Consider the following 24,477-nt stretch of genomic DNA (forward strand, 5'->3'; position numbering starts at 1 on the left):
ATAAGATACGCACCTTTGAGAAAATAAAAGCAATATTGAAAAGCCCCCTTTATTGTGCATATACAATGATAAAAAATCTCTTTGAGATCAATTATAGTAATCGCAATAAAAGCTAAAAGTTATCTTCATGACTACAGGATACGAATAGAAATCCGCTTCATCCTTTTCCATTGGTTGACCAACAGCTGAAGCAACTTATACCAAACAAGTCAGAGAGAAAAATCAACCCTTACATGAAAATGTGTAAAAATACTTTTATATAAATCTCAAGTATGATTTCCCAAAATATAACTAAAAATAAGCATCTGCAATGGAAGGACGAGAAATAACTTTCGATAAAACTGTAGCAACTTTTGTACCTAATTTTTGAGCTGTTTCATCACTTTGACCGCTTTCAGCAGCAGCAGCGATCGTATCTTTGCGCACCTTTTCAATCAACTGCTTTTGTTGATGAGGATTCATTTGAGAAAGACGTTTGATAACATCTGGAAGAGATACCGCTAACCTCTCTAGAAGCATATCTTCTGTAAGATGTAACTGATCAGAAGAGGAAGAAGAAAATTTGTTAACAAGAAAATCATAAAGTATGACGCTTCGAGAAGCAAACATACTGGCACCAAAAATTAAAAATATAAGTGCAATAAGAACAATACGACGCCAGCAAAATCCCATCACTTTTTACCTTAAAAATCATAATCTAAACCATCCCCACACAGCATTGACTAAATTTTTAAAACATCGAAAAACCTATTAAACCAATTCTTAATACCCAGTTTCATGCACCGTATATTATATATAATAAACTGCACAGACATGCTTTTTAGCCCCCTTTATCAACACCTTTTCTCTGCTATTTAACAAAAGCCTGACTGAGGATTTCCTCAGTCAGGCCAGACAATCTAAGGGATCCACGCGGGGGGGGGGGGAGGAGGTTCCCTGATTGTCCTTTTACACCAACCACTAAGATAGCCGATGCAATATCCTTGCTATGGAATAAAATGCTTTAAACAACAAGAAATTCTTATCATCTTTGACATAAAAAAATTATAAATTGTTTAAAAGTGGAAAAATTTAGGCAAAAAATATTCAAAATGATCCAATTTGAAGCAATTTTATTCTAAATTATAAAAATAAGAATCTATAATCATTGTAACATTTATGATAATTTTCCTCTAAATACTTCCATGCGTGTAATTTTTTTTAAATAACAAGCGATTCTTGTCCATTTATGAAGAGCAAAGCCAAGCACGATTTATTCAATAACACACATTCTCAAAAGCAAAGCGTAGATCTTTTAGACCTTCTTAAGGTTATAGCAAAAAAACAAAAAAGATGAAGAAAAACTGCTTTATTCAAAAACGATAAAGAAAAATAATTGTATATTCCAAAGTGCCCTTATCTTCATGACTATTTTTGAAAATCATCATTTAAAATAGTAAAATGAAAAGCTTAGAATACCCATCATATTTATGCCGCATAACGCCATATAACAACATTCTCTATCTTTCAATTTCCAATGAGTACACTTTTTTATATTCAACGACTTACAAAGATATATTGAATCTTTTCTTAAACGCATTTTTTGTATCGCTGCATGATCCTCTTATTTTGATTCTTAATCAAAAGATCTAATATAAAAATAGTGTTATATTTGATATTTTTATTTAAATTCAAAATGAAAAATTGTCATTATAAATGAATATAATATATTGCTCAATGAAACATGTATTTCATGAATATGCGTTAAATAATGTCTCCTATTATAAAATTACCTTGCTAAAAGTACTTTGAGATACTTTCTCTTTTAAAAATCTTTATATCTTTATGCAAAAACAAAAAATAAAGCAGGTTAATAAATATAATTTATACAAATTCTACGCTTTTATTTTTAATATCATCTATCAATAAACGCGGATCACGCGCAAGCCAAAGCTTTACCATAGCCCCCTCCTCATCTTTATTTTGCATAGGAGTAAGACAAACCGTTTGTTCTAGAACAAGGCCCACATTTTTAATCCATCGTTCTATTTCTAAATCTAAAAATCCAATTTGCATAGGAGTAGAATAAGAATCTGATGATTTTGCTTCACGGCGAACAAAATCTATAATAAGCAAGCGTCCATGGGGACGCAAAATACGTACAACTTCATGAAGAGCCTTCTCAGGACTCTTTAAAAAATACAAAGACCAATAAAAAGTAACCAAATCAAAAGTCATCTCTCCAACAGAAAGATGCAAAACATTACTCTCAAGAGTCACTTCCATCGCATGCGTATAAAGACCTGAAAACAATTTTAAGACAGAGCCTGTGCCGATACCAATATCCAACATTGTCTCAAAGGGTTTATCGCCAATCACTTCAAGTAAAGCGTTTTCAACAGCATGATCTGTAATAGAGGATAAGCGCAATGCATCCCATTGTACTCTCTCTTTTAAGAAATCTTTCTTCTCCACTTCTTGGCGTTGTTTTTTTACATCCTCCAAACACGCCCTATCATGCTCCAACATCAAATCATGCTTTGATAAAGCGGAAATAACAGCTATCGTAATATCTTTACCCAAACAATCATAGCAAAATTTAAAGTAAATTTTATCCCCCCTCTGATAACGCTCTATCAATTGCACCTCGTACAAGAAACGTAAATGCCGTGAAATATATGATTGCGAATGTCCAAGAATAAAAGTAAGATCAGAAATCATTAAATCCTCATGACACAAGAGTGCAAGAATCCGCAAACGATTGATTTCTGCCATCGCTTTCAACAACACAACCATTGCATCTAAGTTGATTTTCTTTTTCATAAAAATTCCTTCAATAATAAATATAAACATTTGTTTATATGAGAAAAAGTCAAGAAAAAGATGTATGTTTCATCTTCATAATGACGACTTTTTATGAGATAATATGAAAAAGTAAGCTCTTACCTCAGAATGCATACCTTTCCTCCACTCCCCTTCCTGTGAGGATCAACACATCGATGTAACAGCAAAAAACAACATGATAGCGCATAAAAGCAAATGATGAAAATGGACAGCCTTCTATTACATTTTACGAAAAAAGATTTTCCATATAAAAATATAAAGGCAGTACCTAATATAATTCTTAATTTTTAAATAAAATTCGCCTAAAAAAGCAATATTATGAACGTGTCAGTGGTTTATAATTCACACGCTTGAGATTAAGAGAATCAACCCCTAGACGACGAATCTTATCAGCTTCATATTCAGCAAAATTACCTTCAAACCATTCCACATGCCCATCACCTTCAAAAGCCAAAATATGTGTTGCTAAACGATCAAGAAACATACGATCATGTGATATGATAACCGCACAACCAGCAAAATTTTCCAATGCGTCTTCTAATGCAGCTAAAGTTTCGGTATCAAGATCATTTGTAGGTTCATCAAGAAGAAGGACATTACCTCCTGCTTTTAGCAGTTTAGCTAAATGTACGCGATTGCGTTGTCCTCCTGATAAGGAAGCTACTTTTTGCTGTTGATCTGCCCCCTTAAAATTAAACGCACCACAATAAGCACGGCTATTCATCTCATATTTTCCGAGCTTAATGATATCATTTCCACCAGAGATTTCCTCCCACACGGTTTTATCACCTTCTAAAGAATCGCGACTCTGATCCACGTAACTCATTTGCACAGTTTCCCCAATGCGAATTTGTCCTACATCAGGCTTCTCCTGCCCCGTTAACATTTTAAACAAGGTCGTTTTTCCCATACCATTTGCACCAATAACGCCCACAATTCCACCGGCAGGAAGTTTAAAGGAAAGAGAATCAATCAAGATACGCTCCCCATAAGCTTTAGAAAGATTATCCACTTCTATGACCACTTGTCCTAATCTTTCTCCAATAGGAATAATGATTTGTGCTTCTCCAGGGCGACGCTCACGTGCTGCTTGAACCAACGCATCATAGGCTTTAATCCGCGCTTTTGACTTTGCTTGGCGGCCTTTTGGGCTGGAAGCTATCCATTCTTTCTCACGTGACAAAGCACGCTGACGTGCCGCCTCTTCACGACCTTCCTGAACTATACGTTTAGCTTTAGCCTCTAAATAAGCAGAATAGTTCCCTTCATAGGGAATACCTTTACCGCGATCTAACTCTAAAATCCAACTGGTTACGTTATCGAGAAAATAACGATCATGGGTAATTAACAGCACCGCACCAGGATATTCACGCAGATGCCTTTCCAGCCAAGCAGTTGTTTCGGCATCCAGATGGTTTGTTGGTTCATCCAAAAGCAACAAATCAGGTTTAGATAAAAGGAGTTTGCAAAGAGCAACACGCCGCTTCTCTCCTCCTGAAAGTTTTATTACATTTTCATTTGAAGGCGGACAACCAAGAGCAGCCATAGCCATTTCCACTTGATTTTCTAAATCCCAAAGGTTTTGACTATCTATAATATCCTGAAGCTGTGCACTTTCATCCGCTGTTTCTTCGCTATAATTCATCATTAATTCATTATAACGTTCTAAAATTTTCTGCTTATCGGCAACACCTTCCATCACATTGCCACGCACATCTTTGCTTGCGTCCAAAAAAGGCTCTTGTGGCAGATAACCACAACGTGCACCATCAGAAAGCCACGCTTCTCCAGTATATTCCTTATCTAATCCAGCCATAATACGTAAAATGGTCGATTTACCAGCACCATTTGGCCCTAAAATACCGATTTTTGCATCAGGATAAAAAGACAAATGAATATTTTCCAAAATTCTTTTATTACCGTATGCTTTATTAAGCCCAGCCATGTGATAGATAAATTGACGTGCCATAAATTTCTCTTTACATTATATGATATGAGAGGTTAGAATTTTAAAAAGATTGTTTTTATTTTTTTAAATGTTGCGATGAGGAACCTTTACATCGCATCAAGAGTTTCAAGCCTTATATTGATACATTTTTTCTAATCTCACAAGCCCCAAATATGATTCTTAATACGAAAAAAGCCCCTTCACAGAGCAAAAAAAAATTTTTTTTAGCTATCCCCGAAACAAGTTATCAAACATCACCTCTTTTCTCCTTACCAAATACAACATTGTGTTTTTATCGTATTAAGCCAACTTATCAATGCAATATAGTCGCGCAAAAAAAAACAATTCTTTATGCTCCCTCTTTTTTTATATTATGGGCTTTACAATATGCTGTAGCAAATCCTCACCTTTTTTCATCAATTTTATGTTATGAAAAGCATTGGACTTCTCCTCTTGCTTTGATATGGCTAAAATTGCGTTTACAAAACGACCGGCGCCTTTTGGGATCCGACGTTCCAAGCCCAATGATCATGAAAGCTTTATACCAACATACAGCCGTTAGTGAACATAGTGCCCTACCCATTGGTACATGGTTGCAATTTGTAAAAAACTATAAAACAAATTATAAAAACTTATCTATTCCCCTCCTTTGGCTTGATAATGATAAAAGTAAGATCGATATCGAACGAATTATGTCAAAACTTCAACAAGAAATATAATCTTTTAAAGGTATCATAAAAATAAGTCTCTGAGAGGAATATATTCATGGAAAAAAAAGCCTTAATCGTTATTGACGTTCAAAATGATTTTTTACCAGGTGGTGCACTTGCAGTACCACAAGGCGATACCATTTTACCAGCCGTCAATAATCTCATAGACCATTTTGATCATGTGATTTTAACACAAGATTGGCATCCTAAAAACCATTGCAGTTTTGCTTCTTCTTACCCAGAAAAAACGTCTTATGATACTGTTAATCTTAACTATGGCCCCCAAATTCTTTGGCCTGATCATTGTATACAAGGAACACAAGGAGCCGAATTCCATAAATCTCTCAAAGTTGAAAAAGCACAACTCATTCTTAGAAAAGGGTATAATCCCAAAATTGATAGCTATTCCGCCTTTTTTGAAAATGATCAAAAAACACCAACAGGTTTAGAAGTTTATCTTAAAGAACGTGCTTTTACAAAGCTAACTATGTGCGGCTTAGCAACAGATTTTTGCGTCGGATTTTCCGCACTTCACGCCATACAATGTGGTTTTAAAGTGAGTATCTCATTGAATGCCTGTGCTGGTATTGATCTAAATGGATCATTAAACACGATGCTTAAAACTATGAATGACGTGGGCATAGAACTCTTAATGGCCTCTTAAGAGCAATCTAATTTTGTTCTACTCTTACAACGCTATAAAAACTTTAATTTACTTAAGAATCAACGTGTCTATTCAAATGACAGCGCTTAAAACGAAGAGAAGAATAAAATGCCATTCCAATGATACAAACTCCTACAAGTCCTGTTATAACTTCAGGAATTGATATAAAAGTTTGTAAATACATAATCACTGCAAGAACCAAAACTGCATAAAAAGCACCATGTTCTAAATAGCGATAATGCAATAACACCCCTGATTCGACCAACATAATCGTCATAGAACGAACATAAAATGCACCAATACCAAGACCTATTGCGATAATAAAAAGGTTATGTGAAAAGGCAAAAGCCCCCACAACACCATCAAAAGAAAAACTAGCATCAAGAATTTCTAGATAAAGAAATGCACCTGCTCCTCCTTTAGCAGCTGTAGTGAAAGTTGTCTTTGGAGTATCCAAAAGTGAGCTGATAGCTTCAACTGCTATAAATGCCAAAAGTCCATAAAGAGCAGAAAAGAGAAAAGTTATTTTATCTTCTGTAACAATCTGACTTGTAAAAAATAAAATTAATATCAAAATAATTGCAACATCAATTCCCAAAAGCCTTCCAAGCTTTTGCGCGGGTTTTTCTATAAAAGCAAGCCAATGAACGTCTTTTTCAGGATTAAAAAAATATTTTAAAGCAACCATCAAAAGAAAAGTTCCTCCAAAAGCGGCAATCCCCATGTGAGCATCTTTTAAAATAGCAGCATAGCGATGTGGTTCCCATATTGCGAGTTTTACTGCCACAAGAGGATTAACACCAACGGCAATAGCCACTATAAGCAATGGAAAAACAATCCGCATTCCAAACACAGCAACCAAAATACCCCATACGAGAAAACGACGGCGCCATAATGGATCCATTTTTTCAAGAACACGTGCGTTGATAATAGAATTATCAAAAGATAACGAAATTTCTAAAATTCCTAAAACACAACAAATGAAAAAATATTTAAAAAAACCCGTAAAACTTCCCGTTTCAAGCCAACCAATAGCCCCTCCAATAAAGACGCCAACAATTGTGAAAAAAAAAGCCCATCCAAAATAACGTAAAAGGGCCATGACTATTCCTCAAAATTTATGTTCTAATTCATCTGCAATGTAAATCGAAAGCTTGCATCTCTTAAAGATTGCATTTATTAATACAAATTAAAGAGAATCCATGCGGCGTTTTTATATGGAGTTTTTCTCAAAAAAAACAAGAGAAAAATCCTATAAATTCATTATTCTATTGGAAATGAGAAACAGTATAAAATAATATGCAACACAACACTTTAAAAAACATTTTCTATCCACTAATTTAGAAATAAAAGCTATAAATATTGACATTCCATCATGAGATATGAATACATAGTGTGCCTTTATTGGTCAAATTATACCATGATGATTTATGAGGGAGATAATTCGTGGCACGTCCTGAAACTGAATCAAAAACCATCTTTGGAAAACGTTTACGTTATGTACGTCTCGCTTTAGGAGATCCATCACGTGAAACCTTAGCTAAGAGTTTTAGCATGACAAAAAACTCCATTGCTTTTTACGAGCGTGGAGAAAGAGAGCCTAACTTAAGTGTTTTACAAACATACCGCACGTTATATGGTGTCAATATTAATTGGCTCTTAACAGGGCAAGGAAAAATGTTTGACACTGAATATACGAAAGGTGACTTTGACTGGAACTATTTTATAAAAAAAATTGAAGGTCTTGAAAAAACTCTTGCCAACAATGGTCACGATGAAAGTCTTAATCAAGAAAAAATTGAACGCTCTTATGAAAAATTGCAGCAATATTTATCAAAGCAAGGGTTATCTAGCAGTATTAACCCTAAAGCCGTAAACTCTTTAATAGAAATGAAAGCAAAAATGGCAAATTCTTATACTCTTAGCTTATTTATTGATTTACTCATTCGCAGCATATCGCAAAAAGAAATTATTGCTAATCAATAAAAGCTTCTATTAATAGGGATAACAAATGCAAGCTTTCTCCGCATAGAAAGGAGAAAGCTTTTCCTATTTTTTATGGTCATAAAGCTGTATTAAGAGCTATTATCATGAGTACGTAGATCTATTTTCTACAATTAATAAAGAGTTTTTTATATTTTACACAAAAAAATATTATTAAACTTAAAAAAATATATTTTTAATAAAATACTTTTTGTACCTTATTGACAATAAATTTTTTCTTGTTACAAACTACATTTATCATAGGACTGTTATTTTAGTCAAAAAATGAAGGGGAATATATTGACTACTTACTGTAGAGACATATCTTAATTTCCGTAAGTCAAATTGGTTGAATAATTCTCCTGCAAATTATCGGCTATTTTATGAGGTAGGGAACATGTATTTTGAGGTGTTTCAAGGGGTTCATAATCAATGGTATTGGCGTCTAATATCAAGAGACGAACAAAAAGTTGCTTTTTCAAGTAAGGGATATCCAACAAAACAAGATACTCTAGTCAGTATTGAACAGATGAAAGAAATCACGCATAAAGCTTTTATTAAAGAGCTAAATATTTAAAGTTCTTTGCCATGAAAAACAAAATTTGCTCTATAAAGCTTAGATGCCATGTTGTATTTTAGTAGATAGAAAGAAGAGTTTGTGATAAGCATATCTACGATATGAAGATAGAAAATATTTTTTGAATAAAGTACAAAACGTAACATAAAGCTTATTACAAAAGCCCCTCCTCTTTTTAAAATAAAAGAAATTACCCTCCCCTCCCGTATTTTGGAGGAGCGTTTCTTGCTACGCTTTTAGCGTAGTTTCAAATTTTTAATAACTTCTGCTCCTCACATATTCCTTTAGAAACAAAAATAACCAAAGTTTTTTATCGAATTGCCTCACAAGAATATATTATTAATACTTATAAAAACATACATAAACAGTATATAATTTCAGAATTTTACTATGAGAAATAATAGCAAGACTATTCAACGAAGCAAAATATAAATATACAAAACGATATAACAGACAAATAATTTTAAAAAAGTTTATCTTATATTTTAAGATAATGTCTTAAAAATCTCCATAGAAAAAAGATGCAACAGCAATCTCCCTCTCGTTGTTTATAAAACCACGTTTTTTAAACTTAAAAAGTAAGGATCAATACAATGTCTCTTTGAAAAAAGAAGTACAGCCAACCATTTTTTGTATATCGCTAGCAAAACACTAATGCAGATACATTCTCAACAATGATCCCATATTTATAAATTGGTGCATGAGCATAAATTTATAAATTATCTTCAACAGCTCTCTTTGCATCAAAGCTCATAAAAGCATTGCACGTAACCTATCCCGTTAACCTCACCCTACACAAAAATAGTCGCTTGCATAACAAATGTTTTATCTCTTGTATTCTCTAATTTACTCAATTATTTTCCTGCTACTTCCAATCCATCTCTTATGAGAAATAATGATATAATTACCCTTTTGCATCATCTTTGAATTTTATAATATCTTGATGTTGCTGTATAATCTCTTCGTACTGCTTAATTTGTTTTTTTAGTTTTTCAATCACCTGATCACGTCTTTTAATCACGATATTTTTTTCTCTCATTATCCTATCGCGTTCTTCAGTCAACTTCATAGAATCCCTTAAGAAGTTATGCCTCATCTTCCTTGCTTCTTCTTTTAAGGCTTTAACCTTATTACGATGATATAAAGCAAAAAGAACCATCCCCCCACTAAAAAGCAAAATAACAACCATTGCTCCCAATAAAATTTCGTTTGCACTCATTTTGATCTCCTTTAATTGTCATAAAATCAGTCATCTCAACCGATTTGTGCTGCTTTACCCTCCACAAAAAAATGCAAAACTAGATGTGCTGAGTGTGATAAACCACAACCCACATTTTTATTAAAAAACACACAATAAATGATACAAAACAGCATAATAAAAACAGACAACATCACTCTTTGCTGTTTCCAAAAGTTCTTAACCCACCATTATAATATATCATCTATTGATGACCTAAATTATTACAAAAAAAAGAAAACCTACATTCTGTGCCTATAAATTTATATTTTTCTACAGCTACAATTCCTTTTCCTTAAAGCTATAAATCCCCATTATTTCCGCATTTCACCCAAATGCAGAAACTTTTTACAAACACCTATGTTGGGGTATATCTTGATTTATAATGCTGCTGCGTATACTATCGCAGTAACATTTCGTGAACACACGAATGTGTATTTCCGTTTCTGGTTATACACATCCAGTCCGTCACAATCGTGGAACTAAGCAACTATTTGTTATTGATTCGAATCTGAAAGTGTATGGGGACATTTTGTTATTAGTTAAAAACAACTCTGTATGCTTTATAAGCGAAGAGTTACGCATGTATATCTTCACGCTCCTTATATCATGTATCCTAGATTCGCAGTGTAATATTAACGCTATAGCGTAAATGTGTAAAGGTCTAAAAATGAAAAAGACTGAAAAAGATTGGTTTCAACGCTTAATTGACTTAATAAAAAGTGATGGGCGAACAATGATTGAAATCAGTAGAGCAGCAGGCTGTGGGCAAAATTACGTACAACAAATGGTAAATGGAGGAAAAAGACCTTCTGTTGATAAACTTATGGCCATTCTTAACACACTTGGAAATACGAGCGCCATATATGTAATAACGGGTTTTAATATCTCCGATGAAGACTTAAAACTCATAGCTTTAATTTCGTCTAGAGATAAAAAGAAAATTGAAGCTTTAACTACTCTTTTAACCGATTAGCATTGGGATAATTTTCTACTATTTCCAATATCTCACGCTTTTGAGCCGGCGATAAAGCTTCCCATTTCACAATAAGATCAGATAAAGTTGTATCTTTTTTTTTGGTCTTCTTCATAAATTGCACTCCATAGAACTATTTAACGCTAAAGCGTTCGAAGATATCCCTTACCTTAAAAAAAAATATTTGCAATAGGAAGTATAGAAGCAGTTCTGTACAAATTGTTTTTTTTATAAAATGAGATGATATTCTACCGATTATGTACCATGGTGAGACAGAAAACATCGCACGGTCTAGACCTTTTTATGAGAAAATGAACATCATCACTTATATCAATAATTTTGATGATATTATTCAGCTCTTCCAATTCAAATCGACAACAAATCGATCTGAAAAAGATTTATGAAAATATTTCTGAACACTCCGCAAAAGAATGTAAATAAACTTACTTGAAAGAAAAAATATATCACAATTTTATTCTACATAGCACTACTTAGTTTTTAAACGATATCGTAAAAAAAGAATGTAACGATGCAATAGCTTTTATAAACAGCAGCACTACTGAGAACTCTGTGGCGTGCTCTTAAAAAGAAGACTCCTTTCTCTGAAAGCACCCTTTTATATTGTCTAAGAGATCTATCATGAACAAAAATGGCAATACTTAGATCACTCCCCAATGATGGCCAAATACAACTTGCATGAGCATTAGAAAAAAGAAAAAATCAATAAAACATACTCTTGAAAAAATATTAAAAGAATAAAGCAACACCCACCACTTCTCAAACTTCGAGAAAAGTACAAATGATCTTTAAAAAAGAATCATAACTTATGATATGAAAAATTATAAGATTACAGAGTAAGCATGAAGATATAAGCTTAAAGATTCAGGAAAGATATGCTTTATTTTTTAAAAAAATTAAAATAAATATTTTCTTGAATAAAGAGAGTAGTTCAAATTTGGCCTGTTAAAAATTAATATACATTTGCAAAAAAACAAAATTAAGTACAAGAAAATCAAATAAAAGACCGATTAGGCATATTACAAAAAAATAAAACCCACACCCTTTAACATAACTATTAAAATGGTGGGCCCGGAGGGACTCGAACCCCCAACCAAGCGGTTATGAGCCGCTGGCTCTAACCAATTGAGCTACAGGCCCTACAGGCTGCTCTTCTCTAAACTAAAACATTCTAAGATACAAGAGCTTGCTTTAATTATCATACATTTTTTTTCTTTTTTTATCGGTTTTTTCTCTTTGTACCCTAATTTCTTTACAAGAACCCTTAAAAATGAGAAAGTACTAAACTGAAAAATAAAAAGGAAGAATTATGAGCAAAAAAAATTTCCAACCACTAGAGAATTATCTTGTTAAAATTTCTATGATAATCTTCACGCTATTGGCTGCTTCACTGAATGTACATGCGGAAGAAAGAAACATGAGAAATTCAACGATTACAGTCACAGCAACCGGTGAAAGCCAAGCAGCACCAGATATGGCGATTATTCACCTCGCCGTTGTTACCTATGACACAACGGCTCAGAAAGCATTAGCAGCCAATAATAAATCTATTAATGAGATTATTAACGCTTTTAAGAATAACGGTATCCAAGCAAATGATTTGCAAACATCTGGCTTATCCATTTATCAATCTAATCCCAACAAACATGATGACAAAAAAAATAATGAAAAACTTTATCATGTTTCAAATTCTTTAACCGTGCGTATTCGTGAACTTACCAATGCTGGTAAAATTTTTGATCAAGCAATGGCGCTGGGAGTAAATTCTGTTAATGGCATTACCTTTACAAATGCAAATACGAAGCCATTTTATCAAGAAGCGCGTAAAAAAGCTATTGCCGAAGCTATTGAAAAAGCAAAAACGATAGCACAAGCAGCCGATGTAAAATTAGGAAAAATTATTGAAATTAACGAAAACAGTGATTATTATCACCCAACCCCACGTCTTATGAGTAGGGCAGCAGATACAAGTTATACAGATACAAATTTTTCTGCAGGTGAATTAAATTATAATGTGAGTGTTACAATGGTATTTTCTATTGACTAAACTATTCACCATAGCATGAATGATTACATTACCGGCCTTCACAAAGAAGCTCGGTGATGTATGGAAGATAAGCTTCTCCAGAGGGTAATTCATCATCATAAATCTCTATTTGTTGACGTGCAGAATATTGCGCCTGATGAACAGTCTGATCATTTCCAGAAACTAATGGATGCCACCACTGAAGATCTTTTCCCTCATCAATTAAACGATAGGCACAACTTTCTGGCAGCCAACGAGCCGTTCTAATTGTTGCAATATCTAATGATATACAATCTGGTACAATTGATTTACGATGCGTATAATCTCGACATCGACAAGTTTCACCATCTAAAAGGCGACAAGCAACACTGGTTGCATAAAGATCCCCCGTATCATCATCTTCTACTTTATGCAGACAACAAAGCCCGCAGCCATCACAAAGACTCTCCCACTCAGAGAGTGAAATATCTTCTAATTTTTTTACTTTCCAAAAAGGAATATCTTGACTCATGTGCTTGGACATATCCTTTGTAAACAAGAAAGCCCATAAAAAGCAAAACAACTAAAACTAAAAGAGCTATAATTTTATTCACATCTCTCTTTGCAGATAATGCAATGCAGTGCAAGATGAAAAACAGTTTTCTTAAGAAGAAAATAACGTCTTTAAAAATCTATTATAAATCAATATAGAATAATCTTGAATACATGATAAAAATATCTTCTTCTCTAAAGATACAACATCACCCAAGTAAAAGTTTTAAAACTTTTTTCCTATTTGACATAAACTATTTATGTAAATACAGAACATAAGAAAATATCTTGAAAAGCATAAGATTACTCACCGAAAAGTTAAATATCTCTCTCCTAATAAAATACTTGAAAGATCATGTATTTTTATTTTCTCACTTGAAGTCCCACATTTAATGTTTCTTAAAAAGAACATAAACTTCTTAATATCTTCTCTAAAGCTTTTTCCCCAATGACATACATTTTATCTGCATGAATCCATAAAAATACATTTTTTAAAAGACTCATTGATCCCCTTATGAATCAAGAAAACTACGCAATTTTCTTGAACGACTGGGATGCTTCAATTTACGCAATGCCTTTGCTTCAATTTGTCGAATACGTTCCCGAGTAACGGAAAATTGTTGACCAACTTCTTCTAATGTATGGTCAGTATTCATCCCTATACCAAACCGCATTCGTAAAACACGCTCTTCACGTGGTGTAAGTGAAGCAAGTACGCGCGTTGTTGTATCTCGTAGATTTGCTTGAATAGCCGCATCAATCGGTAATAATGCATTTCTATCTTCAATGAAATCCCCTAAGTGAGAATCATCTTCGTCCCCGACGGGGGTCTCAAGAGAAATAGGCTCCTTGGCAATTTTCAGAACTTTTCTCACCTTTTCTAAGGGCATAGAAAGTTTGCTAGATAATTCTTCTGGAGTGGGTTCACGCCCAATTTCATGTAAAATTTGACGCGACGTACGAACAATTTTATTAATTGTTTCAATCATATGAACAGGAATACGAATAGTGCGTGCCTGATCAGCAATTGAACGCGTAATCGCTTGACGAATCCACCACGTAGCATAAGTTGAAAACTTATATCCACGCCGATATTCAAACTTATCGACAGCCTTCATCAAACCAATATTACCTTCTTGAATAAGATCAAGAAACTGTAAGCCACGATTGGTATATTTTTTTGCGATTGAAATCACAAGACGCAAATTCGCTTCCACCATTTCTTTTTTAGCAATTGTCGATTCGCGTTCACCTTTCTGCACCTGCGTAACGATACGACGAAATTCACCAATCGAAATAGCTGTTTCTTGTGCAAGATTTTGTATTGCGCTACGCAAATTATGAATTTCTTTTTCTTCACGTACTGAAAACTCTTTCCAGCCAGGACTAGACAAAGTTGCAATATAATCTACCCAATCCGCATCCAATTCACGCCCCTGATATTCTTTTAAAAAGTCCTCATGCCCAATACCATAGCTATTGGCAATTCGTTTGAGTTTACCTTCATTGTGAATCAATCTTTTATTAATATCATAAAGCTGCTCAACCAAAGATTCGATACGGTTCTGGTTCAAGGAAAGAGATTTTACAGCTTGAACCAACTCGCTTTTTAATTGGATATATTTTTTTCTCTGAGAAGGTGAAAGAGCTCCCTCTTTATGTTCAGCTAAACTACTTTCAACATGCTGATCTTGTAACTTCCGCAGCTTCATATAAGTTTGAGCAATAAAATCCAACGTTTCCATAACTTGAGGACAAAGCTCATTTTCCATTGCAGCAAGTGATAAATTAACGTCATCATCATCTTCATCCTCCTCCTCAATGCCTCTTTCTCCCGCAAATCCCTCCATATTACGCATAACAGAAGATGACTTTTCCTCTTTTACCTTATCCACTTCACTTCGTTCAACAAGTGGAGCTTGCTTAGCTTCTGGGCCAGCATAAGTCGTTTCAAGATCAATAATTTCACGAAGAAGAATACGTTGTTCTTTCAATTCTTCACGCCAAATAATAAGAGCCTGAAAAGTCAAAGGACTTTCACATAGCCCCGCAATCATTGTTTCACGACCTGCTTCGATACGCTTAGCAATAGCAATTTCACCCTCACGCGAAAGGAGCTCAACAGCTCCCATTTCACGCAAATACATACGCACTGGATCATCAGTACGATCAGCAACCTCACGTTTTGTTGTTGTTGCAATCGCACGACTAGACGCCTCTACTAAATCACCGCCTTCTACAGTAACTTCTTCTTCATAATGCTCAGAATCGATCTCATCTTCATCGTCTACAACATTAATACCCATCTCAGAGAACATCGCCAAAATATCTTCAATTTGTTCCGAGGTCACTTCATCAGAAGGAAGAACAGCATTGAGTTCATCCATCATCACATAACCATTTTTCTTGGCAAGTTTTATCATTTTCTTGATGGCATCATCAGAAAAATCAAGAAGAGGACTATCCAAATTTGCTTGGCTTGTTACTTCCACATTATCTTTCTGTTTAACTTTTGTTGCCATACTGTAACTCCACTTGATCACCACACAGTTTTCCTGTGACCAGCTTGTTTGCGCTCTCACTTAACGTATAAATAATTTTCCTATATACTCCCTCTTAGAGGAGATTACTATTAGTAAAAATACATTTTGTATACGCTCTTCATTCACACAAAAACGCGGGAAAACTCTAGAAGTTTCCCCGACACCTCTCAGCTTTTCTGAGATACTCTCTACACCATATAGTAAGAACCAATTTCCCGCTTTTCCTAAAATTTAGCTGTCATTCTGTATAAATGCAGCCCTCTATAAACTTCTCATATTAAACTCTAGGTGACTGATTCGCACTAAAAAAGCGAATCATTTTATCGTATCTTGTTCATTTCCGTCTATTTTTTCATCAAAATGGCTTCCAAATCCTTCAATTAACGCTTCTGTTGCTTGCATTTGCTCTAGCTCATTTTTTATCTCACATAAAAGTTCAAAAACTTCACTTGTAGGATTTTCAATGAGTTGCTCTTCAACATCCTGTAATCTCTTATGTAGGTGGTGTTCTTGAAGATGCAAGTAGATAGCCTGTTTTAATATAGTACGAGCATCTTCAATAGGCGCCCCAGAAAAAATAACACGCATCCCCACATTTTGTACAAGATGCTTCATACGCTCTAACAAGGCTTTTTGTCCTTTTTCTTCTAAAAACGCAACCATTGTCTCTTGCTCATGAAGTTGTTGACTTCCAAGCACTTCCAACATGGATTGATGAAAGCGCACTAATTGTATATTTTGTAATTCTAACACAGCCAAAACTTCAAAATTTTCATACCATAACTCAGGATAATAGGTTAAAGTTAGCAAAATCACCGCTTCACGTAGAGGAATAGATTGCGAAGAATTGCGCACGATATCAGAATTTTCCAAAACAGAAAAGGATTGCTCTTTCAATATCTTATTTTGTAAACTCTGATCATATTGCTTTGTTGCTTTTTTTTTCGAAAAAAATGGACTAAAAAAATCAAAAAGCCGCTTCTTTATGTCTTGCAAATAATAACGGCGTACATCTGCATCCTTAATAGTAAAAATTTTCTGTTTGAGCTGTTTTTCTAATGCTGCGCGTGCTTCTGGAGTTTCAAAACTTTTTTCATGGGTAGCTTGCCACCATAAAAGCTCAATCAAGGGAATTGCTTTTTGCAAAAAAGAAGAAAAAAGTTGAGCCCCACCAGCACAAATAATTTCATCTGGATCTTTACCTTGGGGCAACAACATGAAGCGCACAGATACACCTGCTTTTAAAAGAGGCAAAACACGATCAGCAACGCGAAAAGCAGCTTTTAAACCAGCCTCATCACCATCAAAACACAAAATAGGATCAGTACCCATCTGCCATAAAAGCCCAATTTGTGGCTCTGTTAATGCTGTTCCCAAAGGCGCAACCACCCCCTCAAAACCAGCCTTCGTCAATGCAATTACATCCATATAGCCTTCAACAACAAGAAGCGAATGATCTTTATCATCACCAACAAAACGGCTATTTTTACGGGCAGCTGCTGCATTATACAGTATATTACTTTTATGAAATAGAACCGTTTCAGGACTATTGAGATATTTTGCGCGTGTTTCCTTCTCTAAAGCACGTCCTCCAAAAGCCACTACACGTCCGCGTAAATCTTCAATAGGAAACATAATACGATTTCTAAATCTATCATAGGAAATTGTATTTTTTTCATTCGATTGAAGAAGACCACACTCTTCCATTTGTTTTATTGAGATACCACGTGCACTCAAAGCTTCTTTCAAAGCTGTATTTTTCACCGGAGCAAAACCAATTCGAAAGCGCTCTATAAGCTTTGGTGTTACTCCACGTGCATCAAGATACTGACGCGCCTGTACCCCTGCTTTATCATGTAAACTATATTGAAAAAACTCCGTAGCGATCTTCATCACTTCATAAAGGTCAAGCTTTTCCATTTGGCGTTTATGGCTTTTAGGATCAAAAATAGGAAGTTTTATTCCGGCAAAGTCAGCCAAACGCTCTACACTTTCTGAAAAATGCAATCCATCAAGCTCACAAAGAAAGGTAAAAATATCACCACTTACACCACAACCAAAACAATAATAGCGGCCTTTACGATCATCACAATGAAAACTTGGTGTCTTTTCACCATGAAATGGGCAACAACACCAAAAATCTCCACGCGAAGGTTTACTTTTTTGAGGATCAAATGTTACCCTCTGGCCAATAACTGTTGAAATTGGCAATCTAGTACGCAGTTCATCAAGGAAATCAGGCGAAAAACGCATTATCTCTCACAGAGTTTTAAAAATCTTTTTTGCATATTTAACGACTTTAGAGCATAATTCCAAGGCTTCCTTTTAAAAGGTTGAAAATTTTTAAAAACTGAGCAGCATACAATTTTAGAAAAGGAGAGTAAAAAAGTGACCGAATTTCTTATTCAACATCCGTGGTTAGAGACAATTTCTTGGCTAATTATTCTTATTATTATTGCCCTTCTCGTTAATTTTTCAGCACGAAAATTACTCATTCATGGAGTAAAAACTCTTGGTACTTTTCTACCCAAAAAGACAACAAATGATATTAACAATGCCATTCAATTCATGGCGAACACTGTTTCAGCTTTTATTCTTTCAATTGGTGTTAATTTTATACCAACATTGCCCAGAGAGTTCAGTACCATCATCACTAATGTTGCTAACGCTCTCATCATTTTCTTTGTTGTCCTTACAATTTCTGCTCTTCTTAATGTCATTAATACGCTTTATGAACAACGACCAGCAGCACGGCTAAAACCAATAAAAGGTTATATTCAAATTGCGAAAATTGCACTTTTTGCTGTCGCAGTTGTTTTAATGGTAGCCACCTTGATTGACCGCTCACCTCTTATTCTTTTCTCTGGTCTTGGTGCAATGGCAGCTGTTCTCATGTTGATTTTCCAAGATACACTGCTTTCTCTGGTTGCGGGCATTCAAATTTCATCTACCGATATGGTTCGTGTCGGCGATTGGATTGAAATTCCAAATCTTGGTGCAGATGGTGATGTCATTGAAATCGCACTACACACTGTTAAAGTTCAAAATTTTGATAACACAATTACCTCTGTACCTATCCGTAAACTTGTTACCGATCCATTTAAGAATTGGCGTGGAATGCAAGAAGCAGGTGGACGACGCATCAAACGCTCTCTCTTTATTGATCAATCAAGCATCCGCTTTCATACAGAAAAAGAACAAAAATATCTTTCTCGTTTTAATTTGTTAGAGGATTATTTTACGCAAAAAATACCAGAAATTACACAGTGGAATGCTCAATTAGAGAAAAATAATGATGTCTTAGCCAATACGCGTCGTTTAACCAATATTGGAACTTTTCGTGCTTATGTCGTAGCCTACCTCCAGACAAATCAAAATATTGAACAAAATATGACGCTTATGGCACGACAGCTTCCGCCAACAGAAAATGGTTTACCTTTAGAAATTTATTGCTTTACCAACACAACAGTTTGGCTGGAATATGAACAAATTCAATGTGATATCTTTGATCACCTTTATGCCATTCTTCCCAATTTTGGTCTAAAGATTTTTCAAAATCCAAGTGGCCATGATTTGAATCATTTATTAGAAACAAAAGCAAAGTAAGACGATACACATCAATTCGTCAATTTTGAAATTGCTTCTCTTTATACCAACTAAAGAAAGATCAAGTATCATGAATGGTTCATTGGTACTCCTTCATCTTGCAGGCGCTATTTCTTTACTTCTTTGGGCAACACGTATGATACGCACAGGAGTTGAACGCGCCTATGGTGAAAGATTAAAGTATAAAATGCGCCACGTCATTTCTAATCCATTTTTTGCTATTAGTTTCGGGCTTTTTACAGCCATGATTTTACAAAGCTCTACGGCAATAACTCTCCTTGTTGGTTCTTTTGTTGAATCTGGTTTTGTCTCTGGATTAGCAGGACTTATGGCTGTACGAGGAGGAGAATTAGGATCAGCATTTGTTGTCAAAATTCTCTCCTATAACCTCACGATTGTTGTACCACTTTGTCTTTTAACCGGTACTTGTATCTTTATGACCACAGAAAAACGTGAGTGGCGCCAAATAGGACGGATTGTCATTGGTATTGGCCTTTTGATTTTATCTTTACAAATGGTAAGTACAGCGACAAAGCCTTTACACGATAGTGCAATTTTGCCGAACATTATAAGTTATCTTTCAACTGATCCTATTTCTACTTTTTTATTGGCTGCCATTTTGACTTATCTCTTGCATTCATCAATTGCAGGAATAATTTTACTGGTTAATTTTGCCAACTATGATCTTATCCATGCCCAACTTTGTATTATAATGGTTCTTGGTGTCAACTTTGGTTCTTCCCTTATAGCGCCACTTTTAACACGCAATGCTTCCCCCAAGGCCCGCTTGGTTCCATTAGGTAACTTGCTTATGCGTGGAGCTGGATCAATTCTTATCTTAATCTTATTTCTTTCCTTTCAGCCCCCCATTACATGGCTTGGCAATGACGCTTCTACACAAGTTATCAACGCCCATATCATTTTTAATGTTTTTATTCTTCTTGCCGGAATACCACTCTCAAAATGGGTTTTAAAACTAACCACGAATCTTGTCCACGAAAGTATTAAAAGAACACAAACCGATAAAACACTTAATTTAGCTAATCAAACAGCTCTTGATGAGAGTGTTCTTGAGCGTCCAACCTTAGCACTTTCCAACGCCATGCGTGAGGTCATCCATATTTGTGACCTTGTAGATATCATGCTAGAAAAAATCATGGGGCTTTATGAAAAACCTGATGCCTATATCATTCGTGAACTCAATCAACTCAATACCATATTGGACAAAAAGCATACCGCAATCAAACTTTATCTTGCACGATTGGCTGGACAAAAGCTATCCGATGGAGAAGCTCTTCAAACACAAGAGCTGCTAGGTGCTTGTATAAAGTTAGATCAAGCAGGAGATATCATTATTCATAATATGCTCATGCTGGTTAAAAAGAAACAACAAAAAGCTTTACAATTCACTAAAGAAGGCTGGAATGACCTGCTTCGTTTCCACGCCATTGTTTTAGCCAATGCGCATATTGCATTTAACGTTCTTGTCTCGCGTGACACACACACCGCACATTTATTGGTACAAAAAAAAGATCAACTACGAAATTTAGAAAAAGAGATGAGTCTAAAACACTTTAAACGCCTACGTGAAGGTGATCTTAAAAATATAGAGTCATCTAGTCTCCATCTAGACACAGTACGTGATCTGAAACAAATCAACTCCCTTTTAACTTCAATGACCTACCCTATTTTAGAAGCCAAAGGCCTCCTCCAAAACTCCCGCCTACGTAATCCTACTAAGGAATAAACAGCTAATTCTTAATTTTAAAATATTAGAAGAGAAAATACATATTGTTAGGAAGATAAAAAATCTGTTACAAAAGGTGCATAATACCTAAAATAACGCTCCTTATTTTAAAATTTTATAACTCCACTCTACATAATATTTTATAAAAATTTACATAGAGAGATATTTTATTTTTGTCTTTAAAGTATCTTGATATAATTTTATCTTTTTATGTAAAAAAAATAAAGTATAAAGGAGATTATATATATTTCTATTTTGATATTTCTTAAATATCAGTAAAGTAAAAATTACAAAGAAATTCCCAACAATAATACCCTCCTTCCCTTCACAGGGCCCAAAAAACAAGTCTTGACCTTGATAAAGCTTACCCTAGTTAGAATTTAACAGTTTATATTTAGGCAAAGGAGAGTATAATGGAAAATGCAAACTTCGGTTGGATTGCAGCTATTATTGTCGGTGGACTAGCAGGTTATGCTGCACAATATTTTATGAGAAGTCAAACAGGTATATTTCTGAACATTATCTTGGGAATTATTGGAGCTGTATTAGCGAGCTTTCTTTTTAGTCTTTTAGGCATCCATTTTGCAGGTTGGCTGGGCTATCTTATTTCAGGTTTTATAGGCGCCTGTATTCTCATATGGATAGGACGAAAAATTCGATAAGTTTGTTAAAAATACGCATTTATTTTTTAGAAGAACCTTTTACTTCTAAAAGGAATTTACCAAACCATTCCTACCAAAGCTTTAAAAATTGTAATCAATGGGGGTGATGGTGAGATACTTAAATTATATTTTTGCATCACCATCATCGTATTATTAAAATCGCAAGAGATATTTAAAGCCAATTATAATAGGCTATAATCTATTTCTCTATCAAGATCTCTATATCTTTTAATGCACATGAAATGTCTCTTTTTATAATTATGCTTTTCAATATAATTCGAAGATTATATCAATATAAAAAGATTGAAATACATACCCCTCTCTTACTATAAGGCCAATACAAATACAGGCTATTTATTATACTATCCCATAATAATTACCAAGATCTTTTTCTCGAAACCCTTAAAAACGAGCACTTCATCAAAAAAATTATTACCTCACACAACAATTTTCAAATTTCATATACAAAAAAACATGATTTATATTGATGTTTAAAGAAATTAAGTAACCATATAATTTGTCATTAATAGTCTTGTAAACGGATAATTTTCTATATACTGTCCTCATAATTCATTGTGATTATATCTTTTCTTTTGTTATAAAAGCATATTTTGATCATCAGCTTTAATATTTTTATTATAAGCAATGAAATTGCTTTCACATCTAAATTTACATGATTTGAGCACCCCCTTATTTTCTAAAGAATGAAAAAAACCACTTACAACTTGTACAATTTTTCCCTGAATAATATTTCCATACATAAATAAATTTTTCATTTTCTCTGTGTTTAAAATCTTGTTGTCTTACTATTTCCGCATTACAATGAAGAAGCATATTTTTTATCTCGTCTAACATACGGAATACGGTTTTAGATATGGAGAGAAATGATGTCTGATTCTAAAGATTCCATTATCCCACCTATTAAGTGGCTTTCTAATAAAGATCCATCAGTACCAGAAGATATTCACGATTGGCTCATGGAACTAGGATCGATGACACTCCGTTTGAAGAAGTACTGTGCCTGCATACATATCGAACCAAAACGTGAATGTTTTATCACACAAGATAAATTGACAGAAGAATTAGAACACCTCCCTAAGAGTGCACGATATTGGCTCCGCGAAATAATACTGATGGGAGATAATCAGCCTTGGCTCCTTGGACGTACTGTTATCCCCCAAGAAACTCTCTCAGAACACCATCAAGCACTTATGCATTTAGGCACCGCACCACTAGGACAATATCTCTTCAACAATAAAGATTTGGCTCGCGATTACATTCATATTGGACAACATGATACATTGTGGGCACGCCGTTCCCGTTTACGGCTAACAAACAAGCCATTGCTGCTAACTGAAATGTTTTTAGCAGCCTCACCATTATATACAACATCCTCCACATAAATTAAAGAGAAGATATATTTCTATTTCTGTGCACAACCGATTGTTTTATATAGATTTTTAAAGAAAGAAAAAGTTTTAAAATGCATCTTAATAGAAATATCTTCTTAAGATATTTTTGAGCTATTTCAGCGTTAACATATTTCTAAAAAAGAAATATTTTAATACCTCTTTCAACGCATTATAACCGTGCAAATATAAGAAAAATTTATCTTTGTAACTTTAAAAGTGGATGTTATATTGACAGATGGCATTTTCTTTTAAATGATCTATAATACGATAGCCATGTATGAAGCAATACTTCACTTCATTTCTTGATAATGGGAAGAACTTAAAGAATTAAAGAAAGTAGCAATCTATTTTGAAAAAACTTAAAATTTGCGTTAAAATAGTTTTTGTTTACGCTGCATATTTTTCTAAAAACTTTTTTGAGTAAAAGGCAAAAAATCTTTTACAATACGTGCCTTTGTAACCAACACTATTATCACAGTGGGACTATGTCCTTAATGCACAACCAATTAGCAAAAAATATCTTCTAATCCCCTGTGTAACAGGATAAAATTTATTTTAACTGTTTACGAAGACTTGTACACACTTTAGAGAAATTCATTTTTCCTGCATAGCGCTCCTTAAGCCATGCCATTACCTTACCAATATCACGTAATTTTTTAGCCTTTGTCTGTTCCAAAGCCTCACAAAGTGCCTTTTCAACTTCTATCTCATCAAGCTGAGGAGGAAGAAATTCACGAATAACGTCCATTTCCGCTTGTTCTTTTGCAGCTAAATCCAAACGACCAGATTCTTTATAAATGCGCGTTAACTCCTCACGCTGCTGAAGCATTTTAATGAAAACAGACTGTATTTGATGATCATCTGCTTCTTGTTTTCCTTCATCATAATAAAGAGCATCACGATCCATCACCGCAGCATTCATTAAACGAAGGGTCGTAAGACGTGTATTATTCTGCGCTTTCAAAGCAGTTTTAAGTGCCACATCAATCTGATCACGCAACATAAGTTTATCCA

The 24,477-nt window shown here is 34.4% G+C and carries 20 protein-coding genes and 1 tRNA gene; 10 read left to right on the forward strand and 11 right to left on the reverse strand.

The features are described 5' to 3' along the window. Window positions 1–291: 291 nt before the first annotated feature. The 3 genes from K3248_RS00250 to ettA all read right to left on the reverse strand — a co-directional run bounded on the left by K3248_RS00250 (window position 292) and on the right by ettA (window position 4,792). Window positions 292–672: a hypothetical protein gene (locus tag K3248_RS00250; RefSeq protein ID WP_220716376.1), complete on the reverse strand. Its 381-nt coding sequence runs from the start codon at window positions 670–672 to the stop codon at window positions 292–294. A gap of 1,191 nt (window positions 673–1,863) precedes the next feature. Continuing rightward, complete coding sequence (locus tag K3248_RS00255) at window positions 1,864–2,802, reverse strand: ArsR/SmtB family transcription factor (RefSeq protein ID WP_220716377.1); 939 nt, start codon at window positions 2,800–2,802, stop codon at window positions 1,864–1,866. 337 nt (window positions 2,803–3,139) lie between these two features. Then, the gene (gene ettA / locus K3248_RS00260; RefSeq protein ID WP_220716378.1) at window positions 3,140–4,792 is read right to left on the reverse strand and encodes an energy-dependent translational throttle protein EttA; all 1,653 of its coding nucleotides are present in this window, start codon (window positions 4,790–4,792) and stop codon (window positions 3,140–3,142) included. 152 nt (window positions 4,793–4,944) lie between these two features. Between ettA and K3248_RS00265 the strand changes: the two genes are divergently transcribed. Together K3248_RS00265 and pncA are read left to right on the forward strand one after the other, a co-directional pair. After that, the gene (locus tag K3248_RS00265; RefSeq protein ID WP_220716379.1) at window positions 4,945–5,490 is read left to right on the forward strand and encodes a hypothetical protein; all 546 of its coding nucleotides are present in this window, start codon (window positions 4,945–4,947) and stop codon (window positions 5,488–5,490) included. A gap of 46 nt (window positions 5,491–5,536) precedes the next feature. Next, window positions 5,537–6,145, forward strand: a complete 609-nt coding sequence (gene pncA / locus K3248_RS00270) for a bifunctional nicotinamidase/pyrazinamidase (RefSeq protein ID WP_220716380.1) — start codon at window positions 5,537–5,539, stop codon at window positions 6,143–6,145. A gap of 52 nt (window positions 6,146–6,197) precedes the next feature. Here the strand turns inward: pncA and K3248_RS00275 are convergent, their stop codons facing one another. After that, a complete protein-coding gene (locus K3248_RS00275; RefSeq protein ID WP_220716381.1) occupies window positions 6,198–7,247 on the reverse strand; it encodes a DUF475 domain-containing protein in 1,050 nt (349 codons plus the stop codon). A gap of 344 nt (window positions 7,248–7,591) precedes the next feature. On the opposite strand from K3248_RS00275, the gene K3248_RS00280 reads away from it, so the two are divergent. Both K3248_RS00280 and K3248_RS00285 read left to right on the forward strand, forming a co-directional pair. Beyond that, window positions 7,592–8,131, forward strand: coding sequence for a helix-turn-helix domain-containing protein (locus tag K3248_RS00280; RefSeq protein WP_220716382.1), 540 nt, complete (start codon window positions 7,592–7,594; stop codon window positions 8,129–8,131). A gap of 394 nt (window positions 8,132–8,525) precedes the next feature. Then, window positions 8,526–8,705 (forward strand): YegP family protein, encoded by a 180-nt coding sequence (locus tag K3248_RS00285; protein WP_220716383.1) that lies wholly within the window; start codon window positions 8,526–8,528, stop codon window positions 8,703–8,705. A 904-nt stretch (window positions 8,706–9,609) separates the two neighbouring features. Here the strand turns inward: K3248_RS00285 and K3248_RS00290 are convergent. Next, window positions 9,610–9,924, reverse strand: a complete 315-nt coding sequence (locus K3248_RS00290) for a hypothetical protein (RefSeq protein WP_220716384.1) — start codon at window positions 9,922–9,924, stop codon at window positions 9,610–9,612. Between the two features lie 688 nt (window positions 9,925–10,612). Here K3248_RS00290 and K3248_RS00295 point away from each other — a divergent pair. Beyond that, entirely contained in the window at window positions 10,613–10,918 is a 306-nt protein-coding gene (locus K3248_RS00295; RefSeq protein WP_220716385.1) for a helix-turn-helix domain-containing protein, read from the forward strand. Here K3248_RS00295 and K3248_RS08930 read toward each other — a convergent pair. Next, complete coding sequence (locus K3248_RS08930) at window positions 10,899–11,033, reverse strand: hypothetical protein (RefSeq protein WP_281421927.1); 135 nt, start codon at window positions 11,031–11,033, stop codon at window positions 10,899–10,901. The two genes, K3248_RS00295 and K3248_RS08930, sit on opposite strands and share 20 nt — an antisense overlap. A gap of 966 nt (window positions 11,034–11,999) precedes the next feature. Beyond that, a tRNA-Ile gene (locus K3248_RS00300) sits at window positions 12,000–12,076 on the reverse strand. A gap of 169 nt (window positions 12,077–12,245) precedes the next feature. Here K3248_RS00300 and K3248_RS00305 point away from each other — a divergent pair. Next, entirely contained in the window at window positions 12,246–12,983 is a 738-nt protein-coding gene (locus tag K3248_RS00305) for an SIMPL domain-containing protein (RefSeq protein WP_220716386.1), read from the forward strand. A 28-nt stretch (window positions 12,984–13,011) separates the two neighbouring features. Here K3248_RS00305 and K3248_RS00310 read toward each other — a convergent pair whose 3' ends face one another. The 3 genes from K3248_RS00310 to dnaG form a co-directional block, all read right to left on the reverse strand. Continuing rightward, the gene (locus tag K3248_RS00310) at window positions 13,012–13,473 is read right to left on the reverse strand and encodes a YcgN family cysteine cluster protein (RefSeq protein ID WP_220716387.1); all 462 of its coding nucleotides are present in this window, start codon (window positions 13,471–13,473) and stop codon (window positions 13,012–13,014) included. A 532-nt stretch (window positions 13,474–14,005) separates the two neighbouring features. After that, window positions 14,006–16,015 (reverse strand): RNA polymerase sigma factor RpoD, encoded by a 2,010-nt coding sequence (rpoD, locus tag K3248_RS00315; protein WP_220716388.1) that lies wholly within the window; start codon window positions 16,013–16,015, stop codon window positions 14,006–14,008. 336 nt (window positions 16,016–16,351) lie between these two features. Further along, window positions 16,352–18,289 (reverse strand): DNA primase, encoded by a 1,938-nt coding sequence (gene dnaG / locus K3248_RS00320; protein ID WP_220716389.1) that lies wholly within the window; start codon window positions 18,287–18,289, stop codon window positions 16,352–16,354. Window positions 18,290–18,424: 135 nt separating this feature from the next. Here dnaG and K3248_RS00325 point away from each other — a divergent pair, with 135 nt between their 5' ends. The 4 genes from K3248_RS00325 (at window position 18,425) to ubiC (ending at window position 23,454) form a co-directional block, all read left to right on the forward strand. Further along, on the forward strand, window positions 18,425–19,642 hold the full coding sequence (locus K3248_RS00325) for a mechanosensitive ion channel family protein (RefSeq protein ID WP_220716390.1): 1,218 nt from the start codon (window positions 18,425–18,427) through the stop codon (window positions 19,640–19,642). 70 nt (window positions 19,643–19,712) lie between these two features. Then, the gene (locus tag K3248_RS00330) at window positions 19,713–21,389 is read left to right on the forward strand and encodes a Na/Pi cotransporter family protein (protein ID WP_220716391.1); all 1,677 of its coding nucleotides are present in this window, start codon (window positions 19,713–19,715) and stop codon (window positions 21,387–21,389) included. Between the two features lie 413 nt (window positions 21,390–21,802). After that, a complete protein-coding gene (locus K3248_RS00335) occupies window positions 21,803–22,051 on the forward strand; it encodes a GlsB/YeaQ/YmgE family stress response membrane protein (protein ID WP_220716392.1) in 249 nt (82 codons plus the stop codon). An 884-nt stretch (window positions 22,052–22,935) separates the two neighbouring features. Beyond that, window positions 22,936–23,454 carry a chorismate lyase gene (ubiC, locus tag K3248_RS00340; protein WP_220716393.1) on the forward strand — a complete coding sequence of 173 codons (519 nt, stop codon included), beginning with the start codon at window positions 22,936–22,938 and terminating at the stop codon, window positions 23,452–23,454. Between the two features lie 559 nt (window positions 23,455–24,013). Here the strand turns inward: ubiC and K3248_RS00345 are convergent. Then, window positions 24,014–24,466: a GatB/YqeY domain-containing protein gene (locus K3248_RS00345; protein WP_220716394.1), complete on the reverse strand. Its 453-nt coding sequence runs from the start codon at window positions 24,464–24,466 to the stop codon at window positions 24,014–24,016. Window positions 24,467–24,477: the final 11 nt, after the last annotated feature.

It is taken from the genome of Bartonella raoultii, from assembly GCF_019659805.1.
GTDB lineage: Bacteria > Pseudomonadota > Alphaproteobacteria > Rhizobiales > Rhizobiaceae > Bartonella > Bartonella raoultii.